The organism is Mesorhizobium sp. M0768 (assembly GCF_040320195.1).
GTDB lineage: Bacteria > Pseudomonadota > Alphaproteobacteria > Rhizobiales > Rhizobiaceae > Mesorhizobium.
Map to the genome: position 1 here is coordinate 247,210 of NZ_JAMYPD010000001.1, position 22,133 is coordinate 269,342.

19 protein-coding genes are annotated in these 22,133 nt (G+C 63.3%); 9 read left to right on the forward strand and 10 right to left on the reverse strand.

The genetic code is table 11. The features are described from left to right. Positions 1-41: 41 nt before the first annotated feature. The gene (locus tag NKI08_RS01190; RefSeq protein WP_352500839.1) at positions 42-1,211 is read right to left on the reverse strand and encodes a GGDEF domain-containing protein; all 1,170 of its coding nucleotides are present in this window, start codon (positions 1,209-1,211) and stop codon (positions 42-44) included. Positions 1,212-1,483: 272 nt separating this feature from the next. On the opposite strand from NKI08_RS01190, the gene parE reads away from it, so the two are divergent. Continuing rightward, the gene (gene parE / locus NKI08_RS01195; RefSeq protein ID WP_352614050.1) at positions 1,484-3,535 is read left to right on the forward strand and encodes a DNA topoisomerase IV subunit B; all 2,052 of its coding nucleotides are present in this window, start codon (positions 1,484-1,486) and stop codon (positions 3,533-3,535) included. A gap of 42 nt (positions 3,536-3,577) precedes the next feature. Continuing rightward, positions 3,578-5,644, forward strand: a complete 2,067-nt coding sequence (locus NKI08_RS01200) for an FUSC family protein (RefSeq protein WP_352614049.1) — start codon at positions 3,578-3,580, stop codon at positions 5,642-5,644. Here the strand turns inward: NKI08_RS01200 and NKI08_RS01205 are convergent. Then, positions 5,641-6,762, reverse strand: coding sequence for a DUF2336 domain-containing protein (locus NKI08_RS01205; protein ID WP_352473901.1), 1,122 nt, complete (start codon positions 6,760-6,762; stop codon positions 5,641-5,643). The two genes, NKI08_RS01200 and NKI08_RS01205, sit on opposite strands and share 4 nt — an antisense overlap. A 110-nt stretch (positions 6,763-6,872) precedes the next feature. Between NKI08_RS01205 and NKI08_RS01210 the strand changes: the two genes are divergently transcribed. Together NKI08_RS01210 and NKI08_RS01215 are read left to right on the forward strand one after the other, a co-directional pair. Further along, the gene (locus NKI08_RS01210) at positions 6,873-7,364 is read left to right on the forward strand and encodes a MaoC family dehydratase (protein WP_502899539.1); all 492 of its coding nucleotides are present in this window, start codon (positions 6,873-6,875) and stop codon (positions 7,362-7,364) included. 3 nt (positions 7,365-7,367) lie between these two features. Then, positions 7,368-8,249: an HpcH/HpaI aldolase/citrate lyase family protein gene (locus NKI08_RS01215; RefSeq protein ID WP_352766759.1), complete on the forward strand. Its 882-nt coding sequence runs from the start codon at positions 7,368-7,370 to the stop codon at positions 8,247-8,249. 21 nt (positions 8,250-8,270) lie between these two features. Here the strand turns inward: NKI08_RS01215 and NKI08_RS01220 are convergent, their stop codons facing one another. Next, on the reverse strand, positions 8,271-8,855 hold the full coding sequence (locus tag NKI08_RS01220; RefSeq protein WP_352500844.1) for a nitroreductase family protein: 585 nt from the start codon (positions 8,853-8,855) through the stop codon (positions 8,271-8,273). A gap of 155 nt (positions 8,856-9,010) precedes the next feature. Between NKI08_RS01220 and NKI08_RS01225 the strand changes: the two genes are divergently transcribed. Continuing rightward, positions 9,011-9,976, forward strand: coding sequence for an RgsD C-terminal domain-containing protein (locus NKI08_RS01225; protein ID WP_352540660.1), 966 nt, complete (start codon positions 9,011-9,013; stop codon positions 9,974-9,976). A gap of 158 nt (positions 9,977-10,134) precedes the next feature. Here NKI08_RS01225 and thrS read toward each other — a convergent pair whose 3' ends face one another. The 3 genes from thrS to yidD form a co-directional block, all read right to left on the reverse strand. Further along, entirely contained in the window at positions 10,135-12,108 is a 1,974-nt protein-coding gene (thrS, locus tag NKI08_RS01230) for a threonine--tRNA ligase (protein ID WP_352473907.1), read from the reverse strand. A 167-nt stretch (positions 12,109-12,275) separates the two neighbouring features. Then, the gene (gene blaOXA / locus NKI08_RS01235; RefSeq protein ID WP_352540662.1) at positions 12,276-13,091 is read right to left on the reverse strand and encodes a class D beta-lactamase; all 816 of its coding nucleotides are present in this window, start codon (positions 13,089-13,091) and stop codon (positions 12,276-12,278) included. A gap of 146 nt (positions 13,092-13,237) precedes the next feature. After that, the gene (gene yidD / locus NKI08_RS01240) at positions 13,238-13,612 is read right to left on the reverse strand and encodes a membrane protein insertion efficiency factor YidD (protein WP_352451412.1); all 375 of its coding nucleotides are present in this window, start codon (positions 13,610-13,612) and stop codon (positions 13,238-13,240) included. Between the two features lie 338 nt (positions 13,613-13,950). Between yidD and NKI08_RS01245 the strand changes: the two genes are divergently transcribed. After that, positions 13,951-14,865: a LysR substrate-binding domain-containing protein gene (locus tag NKI08_RS01245; RefSeq protein WP_352500847.1), complete on the forward strand. Its 915-nt coding sequence runs from the start codon at positions 13,951-13,953 to the stop codon at positions 14,863-14,865. Here the strand turns inward: NKI08_RS01245 and NKI08_RS01250 are convergent. Further along, positions 14,862-15,308 carry an iron-sulfur cluster assembly scaffold protein gene (locus NKI08_RS01250; RefSeq protein ID WP_023678879.1) on the reverse strand — a complete coding sequence of 149 codons (447 nt, stop codon included), beginning with the start codon at positions 15,306-15,308 and terminating at the stop codon, positions 14,862-14,864. The two genes, NKI08_RS01245 and NKI08_RS01250, sit on opposite strands and share 4 nt — an antisense overlap. A 240-nt stretch (positions 15,309-15,548) precedes the next feature. On the opposite strand from NKI08_RS01250, the gene folE reads away from it, so the two are divergent. The 3 genes from folE to NKI08_RS01265 all read left to right on the forward strand — a co-directional run bounded on the left by folE (position 15,549) and on the right by NKI08_RS01265 (position 17,746). Further along, a complete protein-coding gene (gene folE / locus NKI08_RS01255; protein WP_352466975.1) occupies positions 15,549-16,184 on the forward strand; it encodes a GTP cyclohydrolase I FolE in 636 nt (211 codons plus the stop codon). Between the two features lie 35 nt (positions 16,185-16,219). Beyond that, positions 16,220-16,690: a phosphoribosyl-AMP cyclohydrolase gene (hisI, locus tag NKI08_RS01260; RefSeq protein ID WP_352614045.1), complete on the forward strand. Its 471-nt coding sequence runs from the start codon at positions 16,220-16,222 to the stop codon at positions 16,688-16,690. Between the two features lie 84 nt (positions 16,691-16,774). Then, a complete protein-coding gene (locus NKI08_RS01265; protein WP_352766763.1) occupies positions 16,775-17,746 on the forward strand; it encodes a patatin family protein in 972 nt (323 codons plus the stop codon). 19 nt (positions 17,747-17,765) lie between these two features. Here the strand turns inward: NKI08_RS01265 and recJ are convergent, their stop codons facing one another. From recJ to NKI08_RS01280, 3 genes are all read right to left on the reverse strand, one after another. Beyond that, positions 17,766-19,550 (reverse strand): single-stranded-DNA-specific exonuclease RecJ, encoded by a 1,785-nt coding sequence (gene recJ / locus NKI08_RS01270; RefSeq protein ID WP_352451358.1) that lies wholly within the window; start codon positions 19,548-19,550, stop codon positions 17,766-17,768. A gap of 60 nt (positions 19,551-19,610) precedes the next feature. Continuing rightward, the gene (gene glpX, locus NKI08_RS01275) at positions 19,611-20,594 is read right to left on the reverse strand and encodes a class II fructose-bisphosphatase (protein ID WP_352451359.1); all 984 of its coding nucleotides are present in this window, start codon (positions 20,592-20,594) and stop codon (positions 19,611-19,613) included. 202 nt (positions 20,595-20,796) lie between these two features. Further along, complete coding sequence (locus NKI08_RS01280; protein WP_352766765.1) at positions 20,797-22,110, reverse strand: homoserine dehydrogenase; 1,314 nt, start codon at positions 22,108-22,110, stop codon at positions 20,797-20,799. Positions 22,111-22,133: the final 23 nt, after the last annotated feature.

Here is a 22,133-nt window from a genome sequence, read left to right on the forward strand (position 1 = left end):
CGGACAAGATCATGGGTCTAACAAGAAGATAGAAACCTCAATCAGGCAGAACGCAAGGCCGGCCCGTCGGCCTTGCTCGCCCGGTCCCGGACGACGACGCGATTTCGCCCGGCGCGCTTTGCCGCATAGAGTGCTGCGTCGGCTTCGGCCAGCACATCGTCGAGACCGGTGCCGTTTGTTCCGCCAAAGCCGATGCCGCCGCTGACTGTGCTTCGCAACGGACCGAGTTGGGTGGCCACGACTTCCGTGCCGAAGGCGACGCTGATCTTGCTCGCAATGTCATAGGCCTTCTCTTCCGTCATCCGCGACATGACGAGCACGAATTCCTCGCCGCCCAACCGGAAGGCGTCGACGCCGGTCCGGGCGTATTTCCTGATGACGGCGGCAAAGCGGCACAGAACCTGGTCGCCGACCGGGTGACCGAATACGTCGTTCGTCCTCTTGAAATGGTCAAGGTCGAACATGGCAACGGACATGAACGGACCGAAGACCCGCTCGCCGTAGAGTGCCGTCAACGCCCGCCGATTCATCAGCCCGGTCAATGGATCGGTCATCGTCTCGGCCTTCAGTTCGATCTGCGCCTGCAAATGGTGCAGGGAGAGCGTCAATGCGCCGAGCCCGGTCATGCAGGCGACGGCCACGACGGAATTCACCCGCTCGGCCCAATTGTCCGGTGCTACACCGAGCACCCATTGGCCCGTGACCAGCAGGACCGCGCCGCAAAGTCCGAACGACAGGGCACAGACGCCGCTCAGGAACGAGACGACCAGCAATATCCGGCGATCGTGACCACCCTCAATCCAGAACATCGCCCCGATGAGCGAGAGCAGCGCCGTTACCGTCGCGTAGGTGACAATAAAGCCGACACCATCAAACCCGAGATACGTCGCGCCCGCGCAAACGGCCATCGCAACCAAGGTCGGCAAGATGGCTCGCCTGTAGTCGCCTATGCCGAGGTATTGCATGGCCGACAGGCAGATGATCAGGAAGCCGAGGCTGAGCAGCGCAAGCACGATCTGGCAAAGCCAGGCGCTTGGATCCCTGGTGTAATGCCAGAACAACACCACATGTGCGACGAGCACGAGAATGCCACACGCCACCGTCAGCACAAAGCGTGCCTGTGGCGCGCTGAACCAGATGGCAAACATGGTGATGCTAAGGCACGTGCCCGACAGCGCCGCCGCGAGCAGGAGCGAACTGTAATCCAACATGCTTAAGCGACTGCCTCTTGAGGGTTCCGCTGCATTCTAGGTCAGCGACAGTCCGCAAATACCGCCTTTTAGCCAATCTTCCGGCGTAACCTTCGGACAGGGTTTACAAAACGTCGATGCTCCACCTTCGACCCCATTTCCGCCGCTTGGCTGTCGAATGGTTTTGCAGTAAGAGGCCCTATCCTCGAACGTAACAGGAACCTCCGTCGCCTGCCCGCCAAAAGCGTGGCAGTATCGGGTGGTGATTCGCAGCATCGGAATCCAGGACCGGCATGGACGACAATAACGATCTTTTCGCCAAATTGGACAAGCAGCCGCAACCGGCTCGCGCCGCCGCGCGCCCGGCCGACCCGCTGGTGCAGGCGGCGAAGCGGCCGGCGCCCCGCGACGCCAGCGAGAGCTATAGTGCCGCCGACATCGAAGTGCTGGAGGGGCTGGAACCGGTGCGCCGCCGCCCGGGCATGTACATTGGCGGCACCGACGACAAGGCGATGCACCATCTGTTCGCCGAGGTCATCGACAATTCGATGGACGAGGCGGTCGCCGGCCATGCGACCTTCATCGATGTCGAGCTTTCCGCCGACGGATACCTGTCCGTCACCGACAACGGCCGCGGCATTCCGGTCGATCCGCACCCGAAATTCAAGAAGCCGGCGCTCGAACTCATCATGACGACGCTGCATTCAGGCGGCAAGTTCGACAGCAAGGTTTACGAGACGTCCGGCGGCCTGCACGGTGTCGGCGTTTCCGTGGTCAACGCGCTGTCCGACCATCTCGAGGTCGAGGTGGCGCTGGGAAGGAAACTTTATCGGCAAAAGTTCTCGCGCGGCATTCCTGTGACCGGCCTGGAGCAGCTCGGCGAGGTGCACAACCGCCGCGGCACGAAGATCCGCTTCCATCCAGACGAGCAGATTTTCGGCAAGGGCGCTGCTTTCGAGCCGACGCGGCTCTACCGCATGGCGCGGTCAAAGGCTTATCTGTTCGGCGGTGTCGAAATCCGCTGGACCTGCGACCCGTCGCTGATCAGGGAAAAGGACACGACGCCGGCCAAGGCAGAATTCCATTTTCCGGGCGGCCTCAAGGATTATCTGAAAGCCTCGCTCGGCGACGAATTCCAGGTGACCCGTGAAATGTTTGCCGGTAAGAGCGAGAAGCAGGGTGGCCACGGTTCGCTCGAATGGGCGGTGACCTGGTTCGGCGGCGACGGTTTTATCAATTCCTATTGCAACACCATTCCGACCGCCGAAGGCGGCACGCATGAGGCCGGCTTCCGCAACGTCCTGACGCGCGGCTTGCGCGCTTATGCCGACCTGGTCGGCAACAAGCGCGCCTCGATCGTCACTTCCGAGGATGTGATGATCTCGGCGGCGGGCATGCTGTCGGTGTTCATCCGCGAACCGGAATTCGTCGGCCAGACCAAGGACAGGCTGGCGACGATCGAGGCGATCCGCATCGTCGAAAGCGCCATCCGCGACCCGTTCGACCACTGGCTGGCCGACAATCCGCAGGAGGCTTCGAAACTGCTCGAATGGGTGATCGCGCGCGCCGACGAGCGGGTGCGCCGCCGCCAGGAAAAGGAAGTGTCGCGCAAGAGTGCGGTGCGCAAGCTGCGCCTGCCCGGCAAGCTCGCCGACTGCACGCAGAATGCCGCCGCCGGTGCCGAGTTGTTCATCGTCGAGGGCGATTCGGCCGGCGGTTCGGCAAAGCAGGCGCGCGACCGCGCCAGCCAGGCGGTGCTGCCGCTGCGCGGCAAGATCCTCAACGTCGCCAGCGCCGGCAACGACAAGCTTGCCGCCAACCAGCAGATATCCGACCTCATCCAGGCGCTTGGTTGCGGCACGCGCTCGAGATATCGCGACGAGGACCTGCGTTACGACCGGGTCATCATCATGACCGATGCCGACGTCGACGGCGCCCATATCGCCTCGTTGCTGATCACCTTTTTCTACCAGGAGATGCCGAGCCTGGTCCGCGGCGGCCATCTCTATCTGGCGGTGCCGCCGCTTTATTCGATCCGGCAAGGCGGCAAGGTCGCCTATGCCCGCAACGATGCGCACAAGGACGAACTCCTGCGCACCGAATTCACCGGGCGCGGCAAGGTCGAAATCGGCCGCTTCAAGGGGCTGGGCGAAATGATGGCTGCCCAGCTCAAGGAAACCACCATGGACCCGAAAAAGCGCACGCTGCTCAGGGTCGACGTTATCGATGCCGAGGCGGCGACCAAGGATGCGGTCGACGCATTGATGGGGACCAAGCCCGAGGCCCGTTTCCGCTTCATCCAGGAACGCGCGGAATTCGCCGAGACGGAAGTGCTGGATATCTGAGCTCCCGCCGCTAGCTTGGCCTTCTGAGCTGGAGACGAGCACTTGACCTGGGCGCGGCTGAAGGACGATATCGGCACGCGGATCGCTGGCCTGACGCGGCCGACGCGTTCGGACTGGATCTTTGCCCTGCGCACCGTTTCGGCCGGCCTCATCGCGATATTGGCCGCCTATGCGCTGAAGCTCGACCACCCGCAATGGGCGATGATGACGGTGTTCATCGTCGCACAGCCGGTCGCCGGCATGGTGCTGGCGAAGGGGTTTTATCGTCTCCTCGGCACGTTTGCCGGCGCGCTGGCGGCGATCGGCATTACCACTCTTTTCGATGCCAACCCCTGGTTGCTGGTTGCAGTTCTTGCCGTCTGGATCGGCATCTGCTCGCTGGTCTCGTCGCTGCTACGCAATCCGGAAGCCTATGGCGCGGCGCTTGCCGGCTACACCGCGATGATCATCGGCCTGCCGGCTTTCGGCCAGCCGCACCTCGTCATCGATCTCGCCGTGGCGCGCTGCGCGGAAATCGTGCTTGGTATCGTCTGCGCTGCGTTGACCAGCCGGCTGATCCTGCCGAAACTGGCCGCCGACGCCATCATCTCAAGACTGAAACGCGGCATTCTCGACCTGGCGGCCTATGCGGACGGCGCTTTTTCCGGCGGCGATGCGGAAAAGCTTGCCGGGCTGCACCGCAAGCTGATCGGCGACGTCCAGACGCTCGGCGAGATGCGCACCTATGCAAGGCTGGAGGGGCCGAGCCTCGCCACCCGCGCCTATCCGGTCCGGCGTACCATCGGCCAGCTTCTGTCGGCCCTGTCAGCGGCGCGTGCGCTGCATGCCCACGCCGCGCCGAAGAATGCAGCCCTCATCCCCGTTCGCGCCGAGTTGCAGGCCGTTGTCGGCGAACTGGTAGCCAAGCCGGGCGCGCTGGACGATACGGCGCCCTGGGTGGCGCGGCTCGACGCAATCGCCGGCAAGGCACGGCAGATGCCTGACATCGCGGCCGGGCAAGACATTGACTGGGCTGGCACTGTCACCCGCCTAACCATTGCCGCCGACTTCGCCGGGGCAATGCAGCAAGTGCTGCGCGGCCTGGATGCACTCCGCTCTCCCCCGTCTCGTGCCAGTCGCGAACGGCGGCAGCCAGCGCTGGTGGTGCACCGCGATTACCGTGCGGCATCGCGCAATGCCGTGCGCGCAGCAATCGCCACGCTCCTGGTCGCCGGCTTCTGGCTGGCGACGAAATGGTCGGACGCGACCGGCACGGTCATTCTGGTCGCCGTTGTCTCCAGCTTGTTCGCCGCGCGCGCCGATCCGATCCGGTCGGCATGGAACTTCTTCGAGGGCACGTTGCTCGCCCTGCCGTTCGCGTTTGTGGTCGGGCAGATAGCACTTCCAGCGCTGCCGGGCTTTGGCTGGTTCGCGGTTTTCGTCGTCCCGATCCTGGTGCCAGCGGCACTGGGCATGGCCAATCCGCATTACGTCGGCGTGGCAACGGCCTTTGCGATCAATTTCCTCGCCTTCCTCAGCCCACATCAGGTCATGACCTACGATCCGGAGCCGTTCCTCGCCAATTCGGCAGCGGTCCTTGTCGGCATTCTTCTGGCGATCGGCGTCTTCGCCGTCGTGCTGCCCGCCGACCCTTGGGTTACAGTCAACCGCATCCTGCAAACCATGCGCGAAGATCTTGCACGCCTTTGCCTGCACGACCGCCTGCCGCGGCGATCGGCCTTCGAAAGCCTTGCCTACGACCGGATCAACCAGTTGATGCCACTGCTGCAGAACGCCGGCAAGAAAGGCGACGCGGTTCTCGGCGGCGGCATAGCTGCGGTTACCGTCGGCCTCGAAATCCTACGGCTGCGCAACGCGCAGCAAAGTTCCGCGATCCCGCCTGAAACAGCACTTTCCATCGCCAATTTCCTGCGCGGTCTGGCACGCGAACTGCTGTTCAGGCGTCCCGGCGAGCCGCAGACGGCGACCGTCGCAGTCGCCAGGCAGTATGCAGCAGGCATCGCGGAGCGCAGCGTCGCGGCCGAAATGCTGCAGATCGCCGCCTCGCTGCGCATCATTGCCGCCGCGATCGAGGATTTTCCGGATTTTTTCGCGAAGGACCGGGTTTAGGCAGCGGCGATCGCCAGCGCGTGCCCGCGTGCGTTCTCGCGCAGCGCGTCGAGATGGATCGATTTGACCAGCCCGGCGAGATCGCCTTCGGCGGACTGTCCGCCCAATTCCTTCAGCATCAGCCAGCTGACTTCCTGGACGCCGGCGAGGCGTTTGCCATTGGCGACCTCGCGCCAGACCTTCAGCGCGCGCAGAATGATGGCGTGGGTGGCGGCGGCAAGCCCGGCGCTGCGGAACAGTGCCTGCAACGCTATGTCATGGCCGCCGGCCAGCAGTGCTCTCACCCGTTGTTCGGACTGTTGGCTGAGCGCGACCAGCGCCGAACCAAAGAAGTCGACCTTGCCGTGCGCAATGGTGCGGACGACGAAGCTTGCGGTCAGGTCGCCGCGCAGGCGCAGATGTTCGACAAGTGCGGTATGTTCCTCTGTCCGCGTGCCTTCGATCAGCGTCACCGAAGCCTTGATGCAAGCATCGCGCGTGACGCGCTCGGCCCTGGCGGCGCCCATCAGCGCCAACACCAGCGGCGACCCCTTGAGCATCTCCCCGAGCTTGACCAGCAGCATATGCCGGCAATCGGCGGGCAGCCGGGTGTCGGCGATCAGCGCCTCGCGCACCAGAGGCAGATGGCCGTGCCGCTCGGCCATGCGGCGAAAGCTGACGGATGCGATATCGGCGCCGCTGTTGGCGAGCAGCGTGGTGCAAGCCTCCGGCTCACCGATCTCGGCGATCGCCGCCGCAACCGACATCGAGACACGCGGCCGGTCGGCGATCACCTTCTGCGTCGCCTTCTGGCCGCCGGCAACCCGATCGATCAGGTCGGCATCGGTGAGCAGCGGCGAGCGCGCCAGCACCAAGGCTGCGACTTCCGGCTGGTCCGAGGCCAGCGCGCTGACGATCTGCGGCGGCGCGTGGTGGCTCATGGAAAGCGCGTCGGCGATTGCCAGTCGCACCTTCGACGATGCGTCGTCGAGCAGCAGCGTCAGCGCCGCCTCCGCAGCGCAGCGGTCCTCGAAAGGCAGGTCCGAGTCGACATAGGTGCGAGCCAGCGCGCTTGCCGCCGCAGCGCGCTCCGACACCTTCGCCGTGTGGATCCATTTCAGGAAATGCGAAACGACCATGTCGCCTGCTTACGCCCTTTGCCAGAAGGTTTCTGGTCCCTGTCGAGACCGTAGGCACAAATGGTTTATGAACGGTTCACCATGTTCGTTAACTGGCTTGCGAGCCCGGTATGCAACGCCTATCAACCCTTAAGCAGCGGAGGAGATCGACCATGGCCGGACTTTACCTTGAGGAGTTCGTTGTCGGCCATGTGTTCAAGCACACGCTGCGCAAGACCGTGACCGAAGGCGACAACATGCTGTTTTCGGTGATGACGCTGAACCCGCAACCGCTGCACATCGACTTCGACTTCGCGGCGAAGAGCGAATGGGGCAAGCCGCTGGTCAATTCGCTGTTCACGCTGGGCCTGATGATCGGCATTTCAGTCAACGACATCACCGTCGGCACCACCATCGCCAATCTCGGCATGAAGGAGACGGTGTTTCCGCATCCCGTCTTCCATGGCGACACCATTCGCGTCGAGACCACGGTGGTTTCGGTGCGCGAATCCAGGTCGAAGCCGGACCGCGGCATCGTCGAGCTCGAGCATCGCGCCTATAACCAGAACGACGTGCTGGTTGCCAAATGCACGAGGCAAGCCATGATGATGAAAAAGGCATAGCCGATGCGTTCTCTGCTCTTCGTTCCCGGCGATTCGGAAAAGAAGCTGGAGAAGGGCCTTGGCGTAGGCGCCGACGTGGTCATCGTCGACCTCGAGGATTCGATTGCCGAGCAGCACAAAGGTCTGGCACGCGACACAGCGGCGCGTTTCATCGCCGCGCACAGGCACCGGACCAGCTCCGCGATCTATGTTCGCGTCAACGATCTTTCGACCGGACTGACCGACGACGATCTGGCGGCGCTCGTGCCGGTGAAACCAGACGGCATCATGCTGCCTAAGTCGAACAGCGGACTGGATGTCCAGCATCTCTCGGCCAAGCTCAGGGTGCACGAAGCCGAAAGCGGCCTGCCGGATGGCGCGATAAGGATCCTGCCGATCATCACCGAAACCGCAGCCGGCGTAATGGCCGCTGCAACCTACGCCAAGGCAAGCGCGCGGCTTGTCGGCCTCACTTGGGGCGCGGAAGATCTGTCGGCGGCGATTGGCGCGCGCGCGACGCGCGACGCGAATGGCCGCTACACGGATGTGTTCCGCCTCGCCCGCACCATGACCATGCTTGCCGCAAGTGCCGCGGAAGTCGCGGCAATCGACACCGTCTTTCCGGATTTTCGCGACATGGCCGGCTTCGAGGCCGAATGCGCCGAGGCCGAGCGCGACGGTTTCACCGGCAAGATGGCGATCCATCCGGCGCAGGTGCCGGTTATCAACGCCGCCTTCACGCCTTCGGCGCAAGCGGTGAAAAGCGCCCTGGCGATCGTCGAGGCGTTCGAGGCGGCAGGAAATCCCGGGGTCGTTGGCATGGATGGCAAGATGTACGACCGGCCGCATCTCAAGCTCGCAGAGCGGCTCCTGGCGCGAGCCAAGGCATCGGAGCTTGATCCTTAGGGGGGCTGTTCCGCGCCGAAATTATCCCACCCACGGCCCCGAATAGTCGGCATAGAGTTTTGCCGGATCGGGCCGCGGTCGTTCCGGCGCTGGCCCCTGGTAGGAGCCGATATGGACGAAGCCGACGACCCGCTCATGCGGCGCCAGGCCGAGGATCGCCCTGCCCTCGGGCACGTCGGAATACCAGTTGCTGATCATGTTGGTGCCGTAGCCCAGCGCATTGGCGGCAAGCATCAGGTTCATCGCCGCCATGCCGCCGGACAGGAACATCTCCCATTGCGGGATCTTTGGGTTTTCCCTGGGGATAGAAATCACGCCGATGACCAGCGGCGCGCGCGAAAAGCGCGCCAGTTCCTGGTTGCGGCGGCCTTCCGGCAGCGGCCCTTCGCGCTGTTCGGCAAGTGCTGCCAGCTTCTTGCCGATATCGACGCGAGCCTCGCCGCGATAGAGGATGAAACGCCAAGGCTCCAGCCGGCCGTGGTCCGGCACCCGCGAGGCGGCGGCGATCATCGTCGCGATCTCCGCATCGCCCGGTGCCGGTTCTTTCAAATCCGGGATCGGCGCGGAATTTCGGGTCAGCAGAAAATCGATGATCGGCGACGCCATGGGCGCAAGTCTCCTGGAATTTGAGCTGAAGCGCACCATCGGGACATCGGGCGGCTTGGCCATTGGCGCGGCGCGCCGGACAAAGAGCCTGTAGCAGAAGCCGACCGGACTCTTAAGCCTTGAAATTGCCACCGCCTTGGGCTTCAACGCAAGGCATGTTTGAGGGGACATTGCGTCTTTTCCTGATATGGCTCGCTGCCGCACTGTTGATGGTGCCGGTTTCGCTTGCCGTCGCCCAGGATGTGGACGGCCTTGGCGAGCTGAAGCTTCCCGGAATTTCGGGCTATGCACCTCCGAAAAGCGAGACATCGCTGGCATTGGGCAGCAGCGGGGCGATCACGCTGTCGGCGCAATTGACCGACAAGGGCGCCGACATCACGCGCGGCATAGTCTGGCGCGTCTTCAAACCCGAATCGGCCAGCGACGGCAAGCTGACGATGGTCGCCTCCTCTCATGGCGGCACCGCCATATTCCAGCTCGAGCCGGGTTCGTATCTGGTCCACGCCTCCTACGGGCGGGCCGGCGCCACCAAGCGCATCACCGTCGGCAAGGAAGCCAAGCGCGAGAGCCTCGTGCTCGATGCCGGTGGCCTCAAGCTCGATGCAGTGCTGTCCGGCGGGGTACGCATACCGCCGAAGAAGCTGCGCTTCTCGATCTATGAGAGCCACGCCGCGGCCGATGGCGATCGCGCCCTGATCATACCCGATGTCGAGCCGAACAGCGTCGTGCGGCTCAATGCCGGCACCTACCACGTCGTGTCGACCTATGGCGCGGTGAACGCGGTCATCCGCTCCGACATCCGCGTCGAGGCCGGCAAGCTGACCGAAGCGACCGTCGAGCACCGTGCCGCCGAGATGACCATGAAGCTGGTGCGCGAACCAGGCGGCGAGGCGATCGCCGACACCTCCTGGTCCCTGCTCAACGAATCCGGCGATCCGATCAAGGAAACCGTCGGCGCCTTTGCCTCGATGGTGCTGGCCGAGGGCGACTACACCATCATCGCCAAGAACCGCGACCGCATCTACCAGAAGGATTTTACGGTGGTGGCTGGGCACAACCAGGACATCGAGGTTCTGGCCACCGAGGCTTCGGCCATCGATTCCGAGGAAGGCGCCGACTGAGACGCGCCCCTCTAAGCTGCCTTGTGCATGGGTCGCGCCAGCGCGTCGCCGACGCGCACGTCGATCGATTTGCCAGATAGGCGTGCGGCGTGACAGGCATACAAAATATAAAAATGGCGGTGGATCGCTCCACCGCCATTCATTGCTCGTCGATAGGTTCAGGCCGCGCGGCGCTTGCGGTCGGGTGTCACCGCCTCGTCGGCAAGCAGCCTCACGGCGGCTGCGAGGCCGAGTGATTCCTGGTCACGCGACCCGAGACGACGGATATTGACCGTTTCTTCCTCGGCCTCGCGCTTGCCGCAGACGAGGATGACCGGCACCTTGGCCAGCGAATGCTCGCGGACCTTGTAGTTGATCTTCTCGTTGCGCAGATCGGCTTCGGCGATCAGCCCCGCCGCCTTCAGCTGCGCAACGACCTTCTGGGCGTAATCGTCGGCATCGGAAGTGATCGTCGCCACCACCACCTGCAGCGGCGCGAACCAGAGCGGGAAATGGCCGGAATAATTCTCGATCAGGATGCCGAGAAACCGCTCCATCGAGCCGCAGATGGCGCGATGCACCATCACCGGCTGCTTCTTTTCCGAATCCGAGCCGATGTAGAAGGCGCCGAACCGTTCAGGCAGGTTGAAATCAACCTGCGTGGTGCCGCATTGCCAGTCGCGGCCGATGGCGTCCTTCAGCACATATTCGAACTTCGGCCCGTAGAACGTGCCCTCGCCCGGATTGACGCCCGTCTTGATCCGGTTGCCCGACCGCGCCGCGATCTTGTCGAGCACGTCCTGCAGCACGCCCTCGGCATGATCCCACATTGCGTCGGTGCCGACCCGTTTTTCGGGGCGGGTCGCCAGCTTGACGGTGATTTCGTCGAAGCCGAAATCGGCATAGGTCGAGAGGATCAGATCGTTGATCTTGATGCACTCGTCGGCGAGCTGTTCCTCGGTGCAGAAGATGTGCGCATCATCCTGGGTAAAGCCGCGCACGCGCATCAGCCCGTGCAGCGCGCCGGACGGCTCATAGCGATGCACATTGCCGAATTCCGCAAGTTTTACCGGCAGATCGCGGTAGGATTTCAGCCCGTGCTTGAAGATTTGGACGTGACCGGGGCAGTTCATCGGCTTCAGCGCAAACACCCGGTCGTCGTCGGTGTCGTCGCCAGCAACGGTCACCTTGAACATGTTGTCCCGGTACCAGCCCCAGTGGCCTGACGTCTCCCACAGGCTCTTGTCGAGCACCTGCGGCGCGTTGACTTCCTGATAGCCCTGCTCGTCGAGGCGGCGACGCATGTAATTGACCAGGTTCTGGAACATCCTCCAGCCCTTGGCGTGCCAGAAGACGACCCCGGGGCCCTCCTCCTGGAAGTGGAACAGGTCCATCTCACGGCCGAGCTTCCTGTGGTCGCGCTTCTCGGCCTCCTCCAGCATCGTCTGATAGGCTTCGAGCTGCGCCTGATCGGCCCAGGCCGTGCCGTAGATGCGGGTCAGCATCGGATTGTTGCTGTCGCCGCGCCAATAGGCGCCGGCGACCTTCATCAGCTTGAAGGCGCTGCCGATCTGGCCGGTCGCGGCCATATGCGGGCCGCGGCAGAGGTCGAACCAGTCGCCCTGTGCATAGATCTTGAGATCCTGGTCCTCGGCGATGGCGTCGATCAACTCGAGCTTGTAGCGCTCGCCCTTGTCGGCAAAGATCCTTTTCGCCTTTTCGCGCGACCAGACCTCCTTGGTGAACGGCTTGTTGCGTGCAATGATCTCGCGCATCTTCTTCTCGATCACCGGGAAATCGTCGGGCGTGAACGGCTCGTTGCGGGCAAAATCGTAGTAGAACCCGTTTTCGATCACCGGCCCGATGGTCACCTGCGTTCCCGGCCAAAGTTCCTGCACGGCTTCGGCCAGCACATGGGCTGCATCGTGGCGGATGAGCTCCAGCGCACGCGGGTCCTCGCGGGTGATGATCTCGACTTTGCCCGATCTGCCGATCGGGTCGGAAAGATCGCGCAGCGTGCCGTCGATCGAATAGGCAACGGCCTTCTTGGCCAGCGACTTCGAGATCGATTCCGCCAGGCCGGCGCCGGTCATCGCCGCGTCGTAATCGCGAACGGAACCATCGGGAAATGTCAGGGAAACGGAATTCAGCATAAGATTCTCCTATCCAGTCCCGCAAACGAGCGCGGGTGGTGAAATGCATGTCGCCCAAGACTGCTTAGCGGTTTTGGGGCTACGAGATGCATCAGTAAGAGCCGGATGCGTCCGGCGGCGAGCGGTCTTTTATGGGCAGTTTTCGGCGCCGTAAAGCCGGATGTAGGTCACCTGAGGAGATTCGGCAGATCTTTCAGGAACATCGCCCGCGTCTTGAGTCCCTTTGGCGTGTCGGAACGTTTCGTATCGACTACCAGGCGGGCAAAGACGATCTTGCGAGCATCGGTCTGCGCCCAGCCGACAAACCAGCCAAGCGAGCGCTTGTCGGCGCTGTCGCCGAGCCTGGTCGTTCCGGTCTTGCCCTGCACCGTCCAGCCGCCTGCCCGGAAGGTCGGGACAATCGCGCTGGTCATCGCATGGGCCTTGTCCGAAACCGGCAGTTTTCGCGCCAGCAGCTTGCGCAGGAAATCGACCTGCTCGACCGGCGATATCTTGAGCGAAGAATTCACCCAGGAATGGGTGAGGCCGTCATTCTTGCCGGCAGTGCCGGAGACTTCGGTGTTGCCATAGTCCAATCTGGACACATAGCCGGCAAACTGTTTGCTGCCGAGCCGGCGCGTAATCTCGCGTGAGGACCAAAGGACCGAATCCCTTTCCCAGATCGTCGGGTCGACGGTCTTGCGGTCCCGTTTCGGGGCATTGAACTCTGCCTTGTACTCCCAGCTTGGCGTATGCTCGTCGCTCAGGATTCCAGCATCATAGCCGATCAGCGCCAGCGGAACCTTGAATGTCGAGGCGGGGCTGAAGCGCTGATCACAGGTCCCTTGGCGATACAGCGTCTCGCCGCTTGCGGCGTCGACGATCAGCGTGCATTCGACGTCCCCGAGCGGCGCCGATTGCGCACGGATCGGAAAACCCATCAGCCACGCCAGGACGTAGAGAACCACGGCGAAAATGAAGGGACGACGATCTATCCGGCGCATTTGGTAATCTCTCCTGAAGGGTGTCAGGAGCGGCTTAGCGAGGTGTCTTGTCTCGATTTTGTCTCAAATGCGCTATGTCAGCGCAAGCTGCGGTTAACCCTACCAGATCGTAAAAAGCAACCCCTCTGTGCACCGCACAGTTGCGGTCAACTGTCCAGGTCGCCACGTTTTTTCCCGATCCGCCAGTACCGCCATGGCGTGAACCAGAGGTAGCGATCAGCCAGTGCCTCAGGCACCCGGTCGATGCCGTGCGTGCCGAACGGTCCGCAGCGCAGCACCCGGAAAAACCCCATCCAGCCGCCGGCCCACAGCCCGTGGCGGGCGATCGCTTCGTACGCGTATTCGGAACAGGTCGGCAGATGCCGGCAGGAATTGCCGACGAAGCCGGACAGCGTCAGCTGGTAAAGTCGGACAAGCGACGTGCCGAAGACGCGGCCCGGCGTCTTGCGCCACGGGCCGGACCAGTTGCGTCCTTGTCGAATCGGCCTGGCGCCGTGCGCATGCCGATGTTGGCCGACCACCGCAGTCTCCACATCGCGTTTCCCTACGCGATAGATGTGCGCATCGGGCCAGGAACGCAATGCCGTTCCGGCAATCCCGTCATGGCCTGGTAGGGCGAACCGGATAGCGGTCGGCCGTCGGCCTTCGGCATACGGCGACGCTGGTCGGCGGCCTCTCCTCGCACCAATCCCTATGCGGTTTCTCGTCGTACCATTGAAACGTCGCGATCCGCATCACATCGCCCAGAATGTTGAGAAACTGGATCATGGCGGCACTCCTTGAGCACCGATTAGAGCGCCGCTGGCCTTGCTCTTCAAACGAGTATAACGTCCACGTCAGATAACTCTGAGTTATGCGAATGAAGCGCGGACACCTCCCCCTGACGGCTCTCAGAAGCTTCGAAGCAGCCGGTCGTCACCTGAGCTTCAGCCGTGCGGCCGAGGAGCTTTATGTTTCGCAGGCGGCGATCAGCCGACAGATCCGCGAGCTCGAAACCTTCCTGCGCCAACCTTTGTTCTTCCGCCATCATCGCCGCGTCGAGTTGACCGACACCGGCCAGCGGCTGCTCGACCAGTTGGTCAGAAGTTTCGAGGGCATCGACAGGCTGCTTTCGGAATTGACGGCGGCCCCGACGCAGTCCGTGGTGCGTGTCAGCGTCGAGCCATCGCTTGCATCCGTATGGCTGGTGCCGCGGCTCAACCGCTTTCGCGAGTTGCGACCCGACATCGACGTTTCCCTTGAGGTCGACCCGAGATTGATAGAGTTTCGCAGCGATCAGCCCGAACTTGCCCTGCGTTTCAGTGCGCACGCCACCTCATGGCCACGCAGCGAAGCCGAACAGCTTGCCGCGGTCGTCGATTCCCCAGTTCTGTCACCGGCACTTCTTGCATCCGGCCCAGCTCTGGAAAAGCCGATCGACCTTGGTCGCTATACGTTGCTGCACGAAGAAAACCGTCAGGCTTGGGCACGCTGGTTCGAAGCGGCGGGCGTGACGGCTGATGCCGTGCCTGCGCGCGGTCCGATGCTGGCCGATGCTTCGCTTTCGAAGCAGGCAGCCTTGCTTGGACACGGTGTCGCGTTGGGCGATCTTTTGCAGATCGGCGAAGAACTTGCGTCCGGCGCGCTGATCAAGCCTTTCGACATCGACGTCGCGTCGGGCGCCTATTGGCTAGTAGCCAGAAGGCTGAATGACCTTTCCGAACCAGCCAGGGCTTTTGCCGACTGGGTCCGGGCGGAATTCGCCGAAAGCCGGCGTTTTCTCGCCAAGGTTTAAGCCGCCTCTTCCGCCCGCTTCTTCTCGATCTGGCCGATCGCGTCGACCACTGCGTCGAAGGTCAGCATGGTCGAGGCGTGGCGCGCCTTGTAGTCGCGCACCGGTTCCAGGTATTTCAGGTCGGCGAAGCGGCCTTCGGGCGGCGGGCCGTTTTCCTTCAGCATCTTCAGCATCGTCTCGCGCACGCTGCGCAATTCTTCGGCGCTGGCGCCGACGACATGCTGCGCCATGATCGACGACGACGCCTGGCCAAGCGCACAGGCCTTCACGTCATGCGCGAAATCGCTGACGACGCCATCATCCATCTTCAGATCGACGGTCACCGTCGAGCCGCACAGCTTGGAATGTGCTCGTGCGGTTGCGTCGGGCCGGTCGAGCCGGCCGATCCGTGCGATGTTTCCGGCAAAACCCAGAATTTTCGCATTGTAGACATCGTCGATCATATTTTTCCAATCCGTCGCCGTCCAGCGAACAGTCATTGCCGCTCTGGCGTCTTCCTTTCGCTCGGCACGAACATATATAATGGCGGTAGTCGGGTATCGACAAGGCGACCACAAACCTCGTCATGCCCAATTCTGTTCACGCCACTTACGGGCTGGAAACCGGGCGAGTTTCTGACACCCGAAAGGTCGTGGTCCGTTCAACTCGTTCCTCCTGAGAGAGGAACTACGGGAGACGCCTTTATGGACGCCGTTATCAAGAAGCTCATGCCGCGGTCTGCCTATATGGAAAAGCCGGTCACCGACCGGCCGAGCGAGGCCGAAGTCGAAGCCGCTGTGCGCACCTTGTTGCGCTGGACCGGCGACAACCCTGACCGCGAGGGCCTGATCGACACGCCGAAGCGCGTCACCAAGGCGTTCAGCGAAATGTTCAACGGTTATGATATGTGCCCAGCCGAGGAACTTGGCCGCACCTTTGAGGAAGTTGCCGGCTATGACGACCTCGTTCTCGTCAAGGACATATCCTTCCACTCGCATTGCGAGCATCACATGGTGCCGATCATCGGCAAGGCGCATGTCGGCTATCTGCCTGACGGCAAGGTTGTCGGCCTGTCCAAGATAGCCCGTGTCGTCGACATCTTCGCCCATCGCTTGCAGACCCAGGAAGCGATGACTGCGCAGATTGCCGGCGTCATCCAGGACGTGCTCAATCCGCGCGGTGTGGCCGTTATGCTTGAGGCCGAGCATATGTGCATGGCCATGCGCGGCATCCGCAAGCAGGGCTCCACCACGCTGACCTCAACCTTCACCGGCGTCTTCAAGGACACACCCGAAGAGCAGGTCCGCTTCGTCACCATGGTGCGCGGCGGCAGGATCTGATCGGCCTGCCGGCTTCGCTAGATAAGGACCGGCGAATGTCGGCATTGGAATTCCCGAAAGCTCCAACAGACAAGAAGGCACTCGAGGAAGGCGCGGTCCTTTCACCGCGCTTCGATGCTGCCGGCCTCGTCACTGTCGTGGTCACCGATGCCGAAGACGGCATGCTGCTGATGGTCGCGCATATGAATGCCGAGGCGCTGGCGCTGACGCTCGAGACCGGCATCGCGCACTACTGGTCGCGTTCGCGCAACGCGCTGTGGAAGAAGGGCGAAACCTCGGGCAATGTCCAGCAGGTCGTCGAGATGTTCACGGATTGTGACCAGGACGCGATATGGTTGCGCGTCAAAGTGCTGGGTCACGAAGCAACTTGTCACACCGGCCGACGTTCATGCTTTTATCGGACGGTGGGGCTGAGCGATGGCAAAGGGACGCTTGCCAGCGACGGCAGCAAGCCGCCGTTCGATGCGGAAAAAACCAATCGAAAGCCCAATACACCATCAATATGAACCATTCGCAGCACTTCAGCCACGTATATTCATGATTTCGATACGGCCCGCCTGTAGGATGACCGTGGGACAAGGGAGATTGTGATGCTCGACTGGGCGTCATTGCGCAACAGACCTGACGTTCGGGAGGCCAATGGCCTCTCCTCGGCTGCGGGCGCATCCGAAACCAAATCTCCGGGCAAAACCGGGATTTCGCTGGCATTGGGTGGCGGCTGTGCGCGCGGCTGGGCGCATATCGGCGTGCTGCGCGCGCTTGATGAAGCCGGCATCGAAGTGTCGATGATCGCCGGCACCTCGATCGGCGCGCTGGTCGGCGGCTGCTATGTTGCCGGCAAGCTCGACGAGTTGGAAGAATTCGCGCGCAGCCTGACCAGGCGGCGCATTTTTGGCCTTCTCGACCTCAATCTAGGCGGCAGCGGCCTGTTCGGTGGCATGAAGCTCGATGCGCGGCTGCGCGAGCACATAGCCGGCATCCGCTTCGAGGACCTGCCAAAACCATTCGTCTGCGTCGCTTCGGAAATCCGCACCGGCCATGAGATCTGGCTGTCGAGCGGCTCGTTGAGCACCGCAATGCGCGCCTCCTACGCGCTGCCCGGCGTGTTCGAGCCGGTCGCCTGCAATGGGCGTGTGCTGGTTGACGGCGCACTGGTCAATCCGGTGCCGGTCTCGGTCTGCCGTGCCTACGAGCAGCCGCTCGTGGTTGCGGTGAACCTTCACTACGATCTGTTCGGCCGCGCCGCGGTGATCAAGCACAATGCCGGCGAGCTGGTCATCGAGAAAGACGCGCCGAGGGCCGGCCACGCCGATCCCGAACGCCAGTCGCGCGAGACGCGGCTCGGCATTACTGGCGTCATGGTCGAGGCCTTTAACATCATCCAGGACCGCATTTCGCGCGCCAGGCTGGCCGGCGACCCGCCGGACATATCGCTGCAGCCGAAGCTCAGCCATATCGGCCTGACCGAATTCCACCGCGCCGACGAAGCGATCCGTATCGGCTACCAGGCAACGATGGCGCAGATCGGCGACCTGACCCGGCTGCAGACCGTCCTCGCTTAGGCAGGGCGGCAGCGAGCTCTCAGGCAAGCGCCGCGTCGACGATGCGGAACTGCACCGTGCGGTTGCCGTTCCAGTGGTTGCCCGACAGCGAACCGGCGACATGCACCGGCTTGCCCCTGTTCTTGAACAGGAATTCGCCAAGAGCCGTGTCGACCGCGCGAAAGGCGATCGCCTGGATGCGGCCGCCGCTTTCCGACTGCAGGTCGGCGCGGATGTGGTTGCTGCCGACCGCCCGCGCATCGACAAGCCGGTGGCGCGGCAGCGCGAACACCGGCGCAACATGCCCGGCGCCGAACGGCCCTGCCCTCTCAAGCGCATCGAGCAGCGCAAGCGTCGCGCCCTCGGCGGCAAGCGCGCCGTCGATCGCCAAGCTCTCCTCGCCTTGCAGGCGGAACACATCCACCGCCGCGCGCTCTTCGAAGAAAGCCCTGAGTTCGCCGAGCTTCGCCCGCTCGACAGTGATGCCGGCCGCCATTCCGTGGCCGCCGCCCTTGACGATAAGCCCGGCATCGGCAGCCTCGCGCACCAGCCGGCCGAGGTCGAAGCCCGACACCGAACGGCCTGACCCCGTACCGACACCATTGGCGTTGAAGGCGATGGCAAAGGCCGGCCGTCTTGCATGGTCCTTGAGCCGCGAGGCAAGCAGGCCGACAATGCCAGGATGCCAGTTGCTGCTGGCTGTCACCACGATGGCCGGACCATTGCCGCCGGCAAGCTCGGCATCGGCCTCTGAGCGCGCGGCGGCCAGCATCTCCTGCTCCATCGACTGCCGTTCCTGGTTGAGCCGATCCAGCGTCTCGGCGATGGTGCGGGCCTCGACCGGGTCGTCGGTTGCAAGCAGGCGGCTGCCAAGTGCTGCGTCGCCGATGCGCCCGCCGGCGTTGATGCGCGGACCGATCAGAAAGGCCAGATGGAACGTGCTGATCGGCTCGCCTATACGCGAGACCCGCGCCAACGCCGCCAGCCCTTCGTTTCTCTGCTGCCGCGCCACCTGCAGCCCCTTGACCACGAAGGCGCGGTTGACGCCGGTGAGCGGCACCACGTCGCAGACTGTGCCCAGCGCCACCAGGTCGAGCAGGCCAAGCAGGTCCGGCGGTGCGGCATCCGGCAAGCGGCCGCGCAGGATCTTCGCGGTCTGCACCAGGCAAAGGAAGACGACGCCGGCGGCACAAAGATGACCTTGGCCGGAAAGGTCGTCCTCGCGATTTGGGTTGACGACCGCAGCCGCCGCCGGCAGCGGCCCGCCGACCTGATGGTGATCGAGCACCACGACGTCGGCGCCGGCGGCCTTTGCGGCGTCGATGGAAGCAGCACTGTTGGTGCCGCAATCGACGGTGACGATCAGCGTCGCGCCGCGCGAGACGAGTTCGCGCATCGCTTCCGGATTGGGGCCGTAACCCTCGAAGATGCGGTCCGGTATGTAGATCTCCGACGCCACCGAGAAATATGCGAGAAAGCGCTTGAGCAGCGCCGACGAGGCGGCGCCGTCGACATCGTAGTCGCCAAAGATCGCCACTTTTTCCCTGGCCATCACCGCCTGGGCGATGCGAGCGGCGGCCCTGTCCATGTCGGTCAGCGATGCCGGGTCGGGCAGCAGATTGCGGATGGTCGGATCCAGAAACCGCTCGGTCTGCTCGGCGGTGACACCACGCCCGGCCAGCACACGTGCCACGATGTCAGGCACGCCATACCCTTGCGCGATGGCGAGCGCGGCCATGTCCTGACGCTCGGTCAGCCGGTGTTCCCAGGAAACGCCGGTGGCCGACTGCCTGACATCGAGGAAAAAGCGTCTTTCCCCCGTCACGTGACGCGCCGTCTGCAATTTGTCATTGCGCACAATATGCAACGGCTAACTGAGTCGAAATCAAAACTTTTCCAGATCCTGATGCCTGGCTTTGATTTCGCGCACGGTCCGCGATGACGAGCGCAGCACGATCGTGTGCGTGGTGATGAAATTGCGGCCGAACTTGACGCCGGCCAGCATATTGCCGTCGGTGACGCCGGTCGCGGCAAACAGCACGTCGCCGCGTGCCATGTCTTGCGTGTGGTAGATCCGTTTTGGGTCGGAGATCCCCATCTTCGCGGCGCGCGCCAGCTTTTCCGGCGTATCGAAGATCAACCTGCCCTGCATCTGGCCACCGGTGCAGCGCAAGGCGGCAGCTGCGAGCACGCCTTCGGGCGCGCCTCCGGTGCCGAGATAGATGTCGATGCCGGTCTCGTCCGGGTCGGTGGTATGGATGACCCCGGCGACATCACCGTCGCCGATCAGACGGATCGCGGCTCCGGTCGCCCGCACGGCTTCGATCAACGCGCCATGGCGTGGCCGGTCGAGAATACAGGCGGTGATCTCCGCCACCGGCACGCCCTTGGCCCTGGCGAGGCTGGCGATGTTTTCGGCCGGCGAGGCATCGATGTCGATGATGCCGTCGGCATAACCCGGACCGATCGCGATCTTGTCCATATAGACGTCCGGCGCGAACAAAAGGCTGCCTTTTTCGGCAATGGCGATAACGGCCAGTGCGTTGGGCAGGTTCTTGGCGCAGATCGTCGTGCCTTCGAGCGGATCAAGCGCGATGTCGACAGCCGGGCCTTGGCCGGTACCGACCTCTTCGCCGATATAAAGCATCGGCGCCTCGTCGCGCTCGCCTTCGCCGATCACCACCGTGCCGTTGATGGCAAGACGGTTGAGCTCCTGCCGCATGGCATCGACCGCGACCTGGTCGGCGGCTTTCTCGTCGCCGCGTCCGCGCAATCTGGCGGCCGCGACCGCGGCGCGTTCGGTGACGCGCACCAATTCCATGGTCAGTATCCGGTCGAGGCCGGCGACAATGTTCTGGGCCACATTCATCGATGGACAATCCTCGTTGGCACTTTGTTTTTATTATGCATGTCGTTGTCCCAAAACCGCTGCACACTTTTGGGCGACATGCATTAGCCTCCCGCCAGAGACGCGCTTCTTGTGTCAAAGCCCCGTGACAACAGCAAGACCTGCGTTGGACCTTTTTGAAAGCGCAGCAATATCAATCGATTAAACGCAAAATGTGAGACTGCTATCCGGCCCGCTCGATGCGGATGACTTGCGGCTTGTCGGTCAGAAGGCTGTCCCTGGTGATGCCGTCGACGGCCTTGCGCACCGCCGCCTCGGTCGTCTCGTGGGTCACCAGGATAACCGTCTTCTGTGCCTCGGTTTCCGGCCCGGCGGAATGCTGGACGATCGATTCCAGAGAAATGTCGTTGTCGGCCATGCGCTTGGCTATTGCCGCGAAAACGCCGAGGCGGTCGTGCACGGTCAGCCGGATGAAATAGCCGCCGGCATGGCTGCGCATCTGCGCTTTCTTGTAAGGCTTCAATTCCTTCGCCGGCCGGCCGAAGACCGGACCATGCTGGAAGCCAGGCCGGCTCTTGGCGATGTCGGCAATGTCGCCGATCACCGCCGACGCGGTGGCGTTGCCGCCGGCGCCAGGGCCGGAAAGCAGCAATTCGCCGAGGATGTCGGTTTCTATCGCCACCGCGTTGGTGACGCCGTGCACCTGCGCGATGACCGAGGCCGTCGGCACCATGGTCGGGTGCACGCGCTGCTCGATGCCGCTTTCGGTGCGTTGGGCGACGCCAAGCAGCTTGATCCGGTAGCCGAGATCGCCGGCCGCGCGGATGTCGGCCTGGCTGATGTTGGAGATGCCTTCCATGTAGATGTCGTTGGCGGCGATCTTCGTGCCGAAGGCAAGGCTGGTCAGGATCGACAGCTTGTGCGCGGTGTCGTGGCCCTCGATGTCGAAGGTCGGGTCGGCTTCGGCATAGCCCAGCCGTTGCGCATCCTTCAGGCAGGCATCGAAAGACAGGCCCTCGGCTTCCATGCGCGTCAGAATGTAGTTGCAGGTGCCGTTGAGGATGCCGAAGACGCGGGTCACCGAATTGCCGGCCATCGCCTCGCGCATCGTCTTGATGACCGGAATGCCGCCGGCCACCGCCGCCTCGTAATTGAGCAGCACGCCTTTCCTCTCGGCGATCTCGGCCAATGCCACCCCGTGCTTGGCAAGCAACGCCTTGTTTGCGGTGACGACATGTCGGCCGGCCTCGAGCGCCGCTTTGACAGACGAGCGTGATGGGCCTTCGTCGCCGCCGATCAGCTCGACGAACACGTCGATCTCGGCGGTCTGCGCCATCTTGACGGCGTCGTCGAACCACTGTGCTGTGCCAAGATAAACGCCGCGGTCGCGTTTGGGATCGCGGGCCGAAACCGCTGACACGACGATGTCGCGCCCGCACTGCCGCGTCAGTTCGGCCGCCTTGTCGCGTAGCACGCGGGCCACCGACGCACCGACGGTGCCGAGCCCGGCAATTCCAACACGCAACGCTTCAGCCATGTCCGGCGACGCCCCATTCAGTC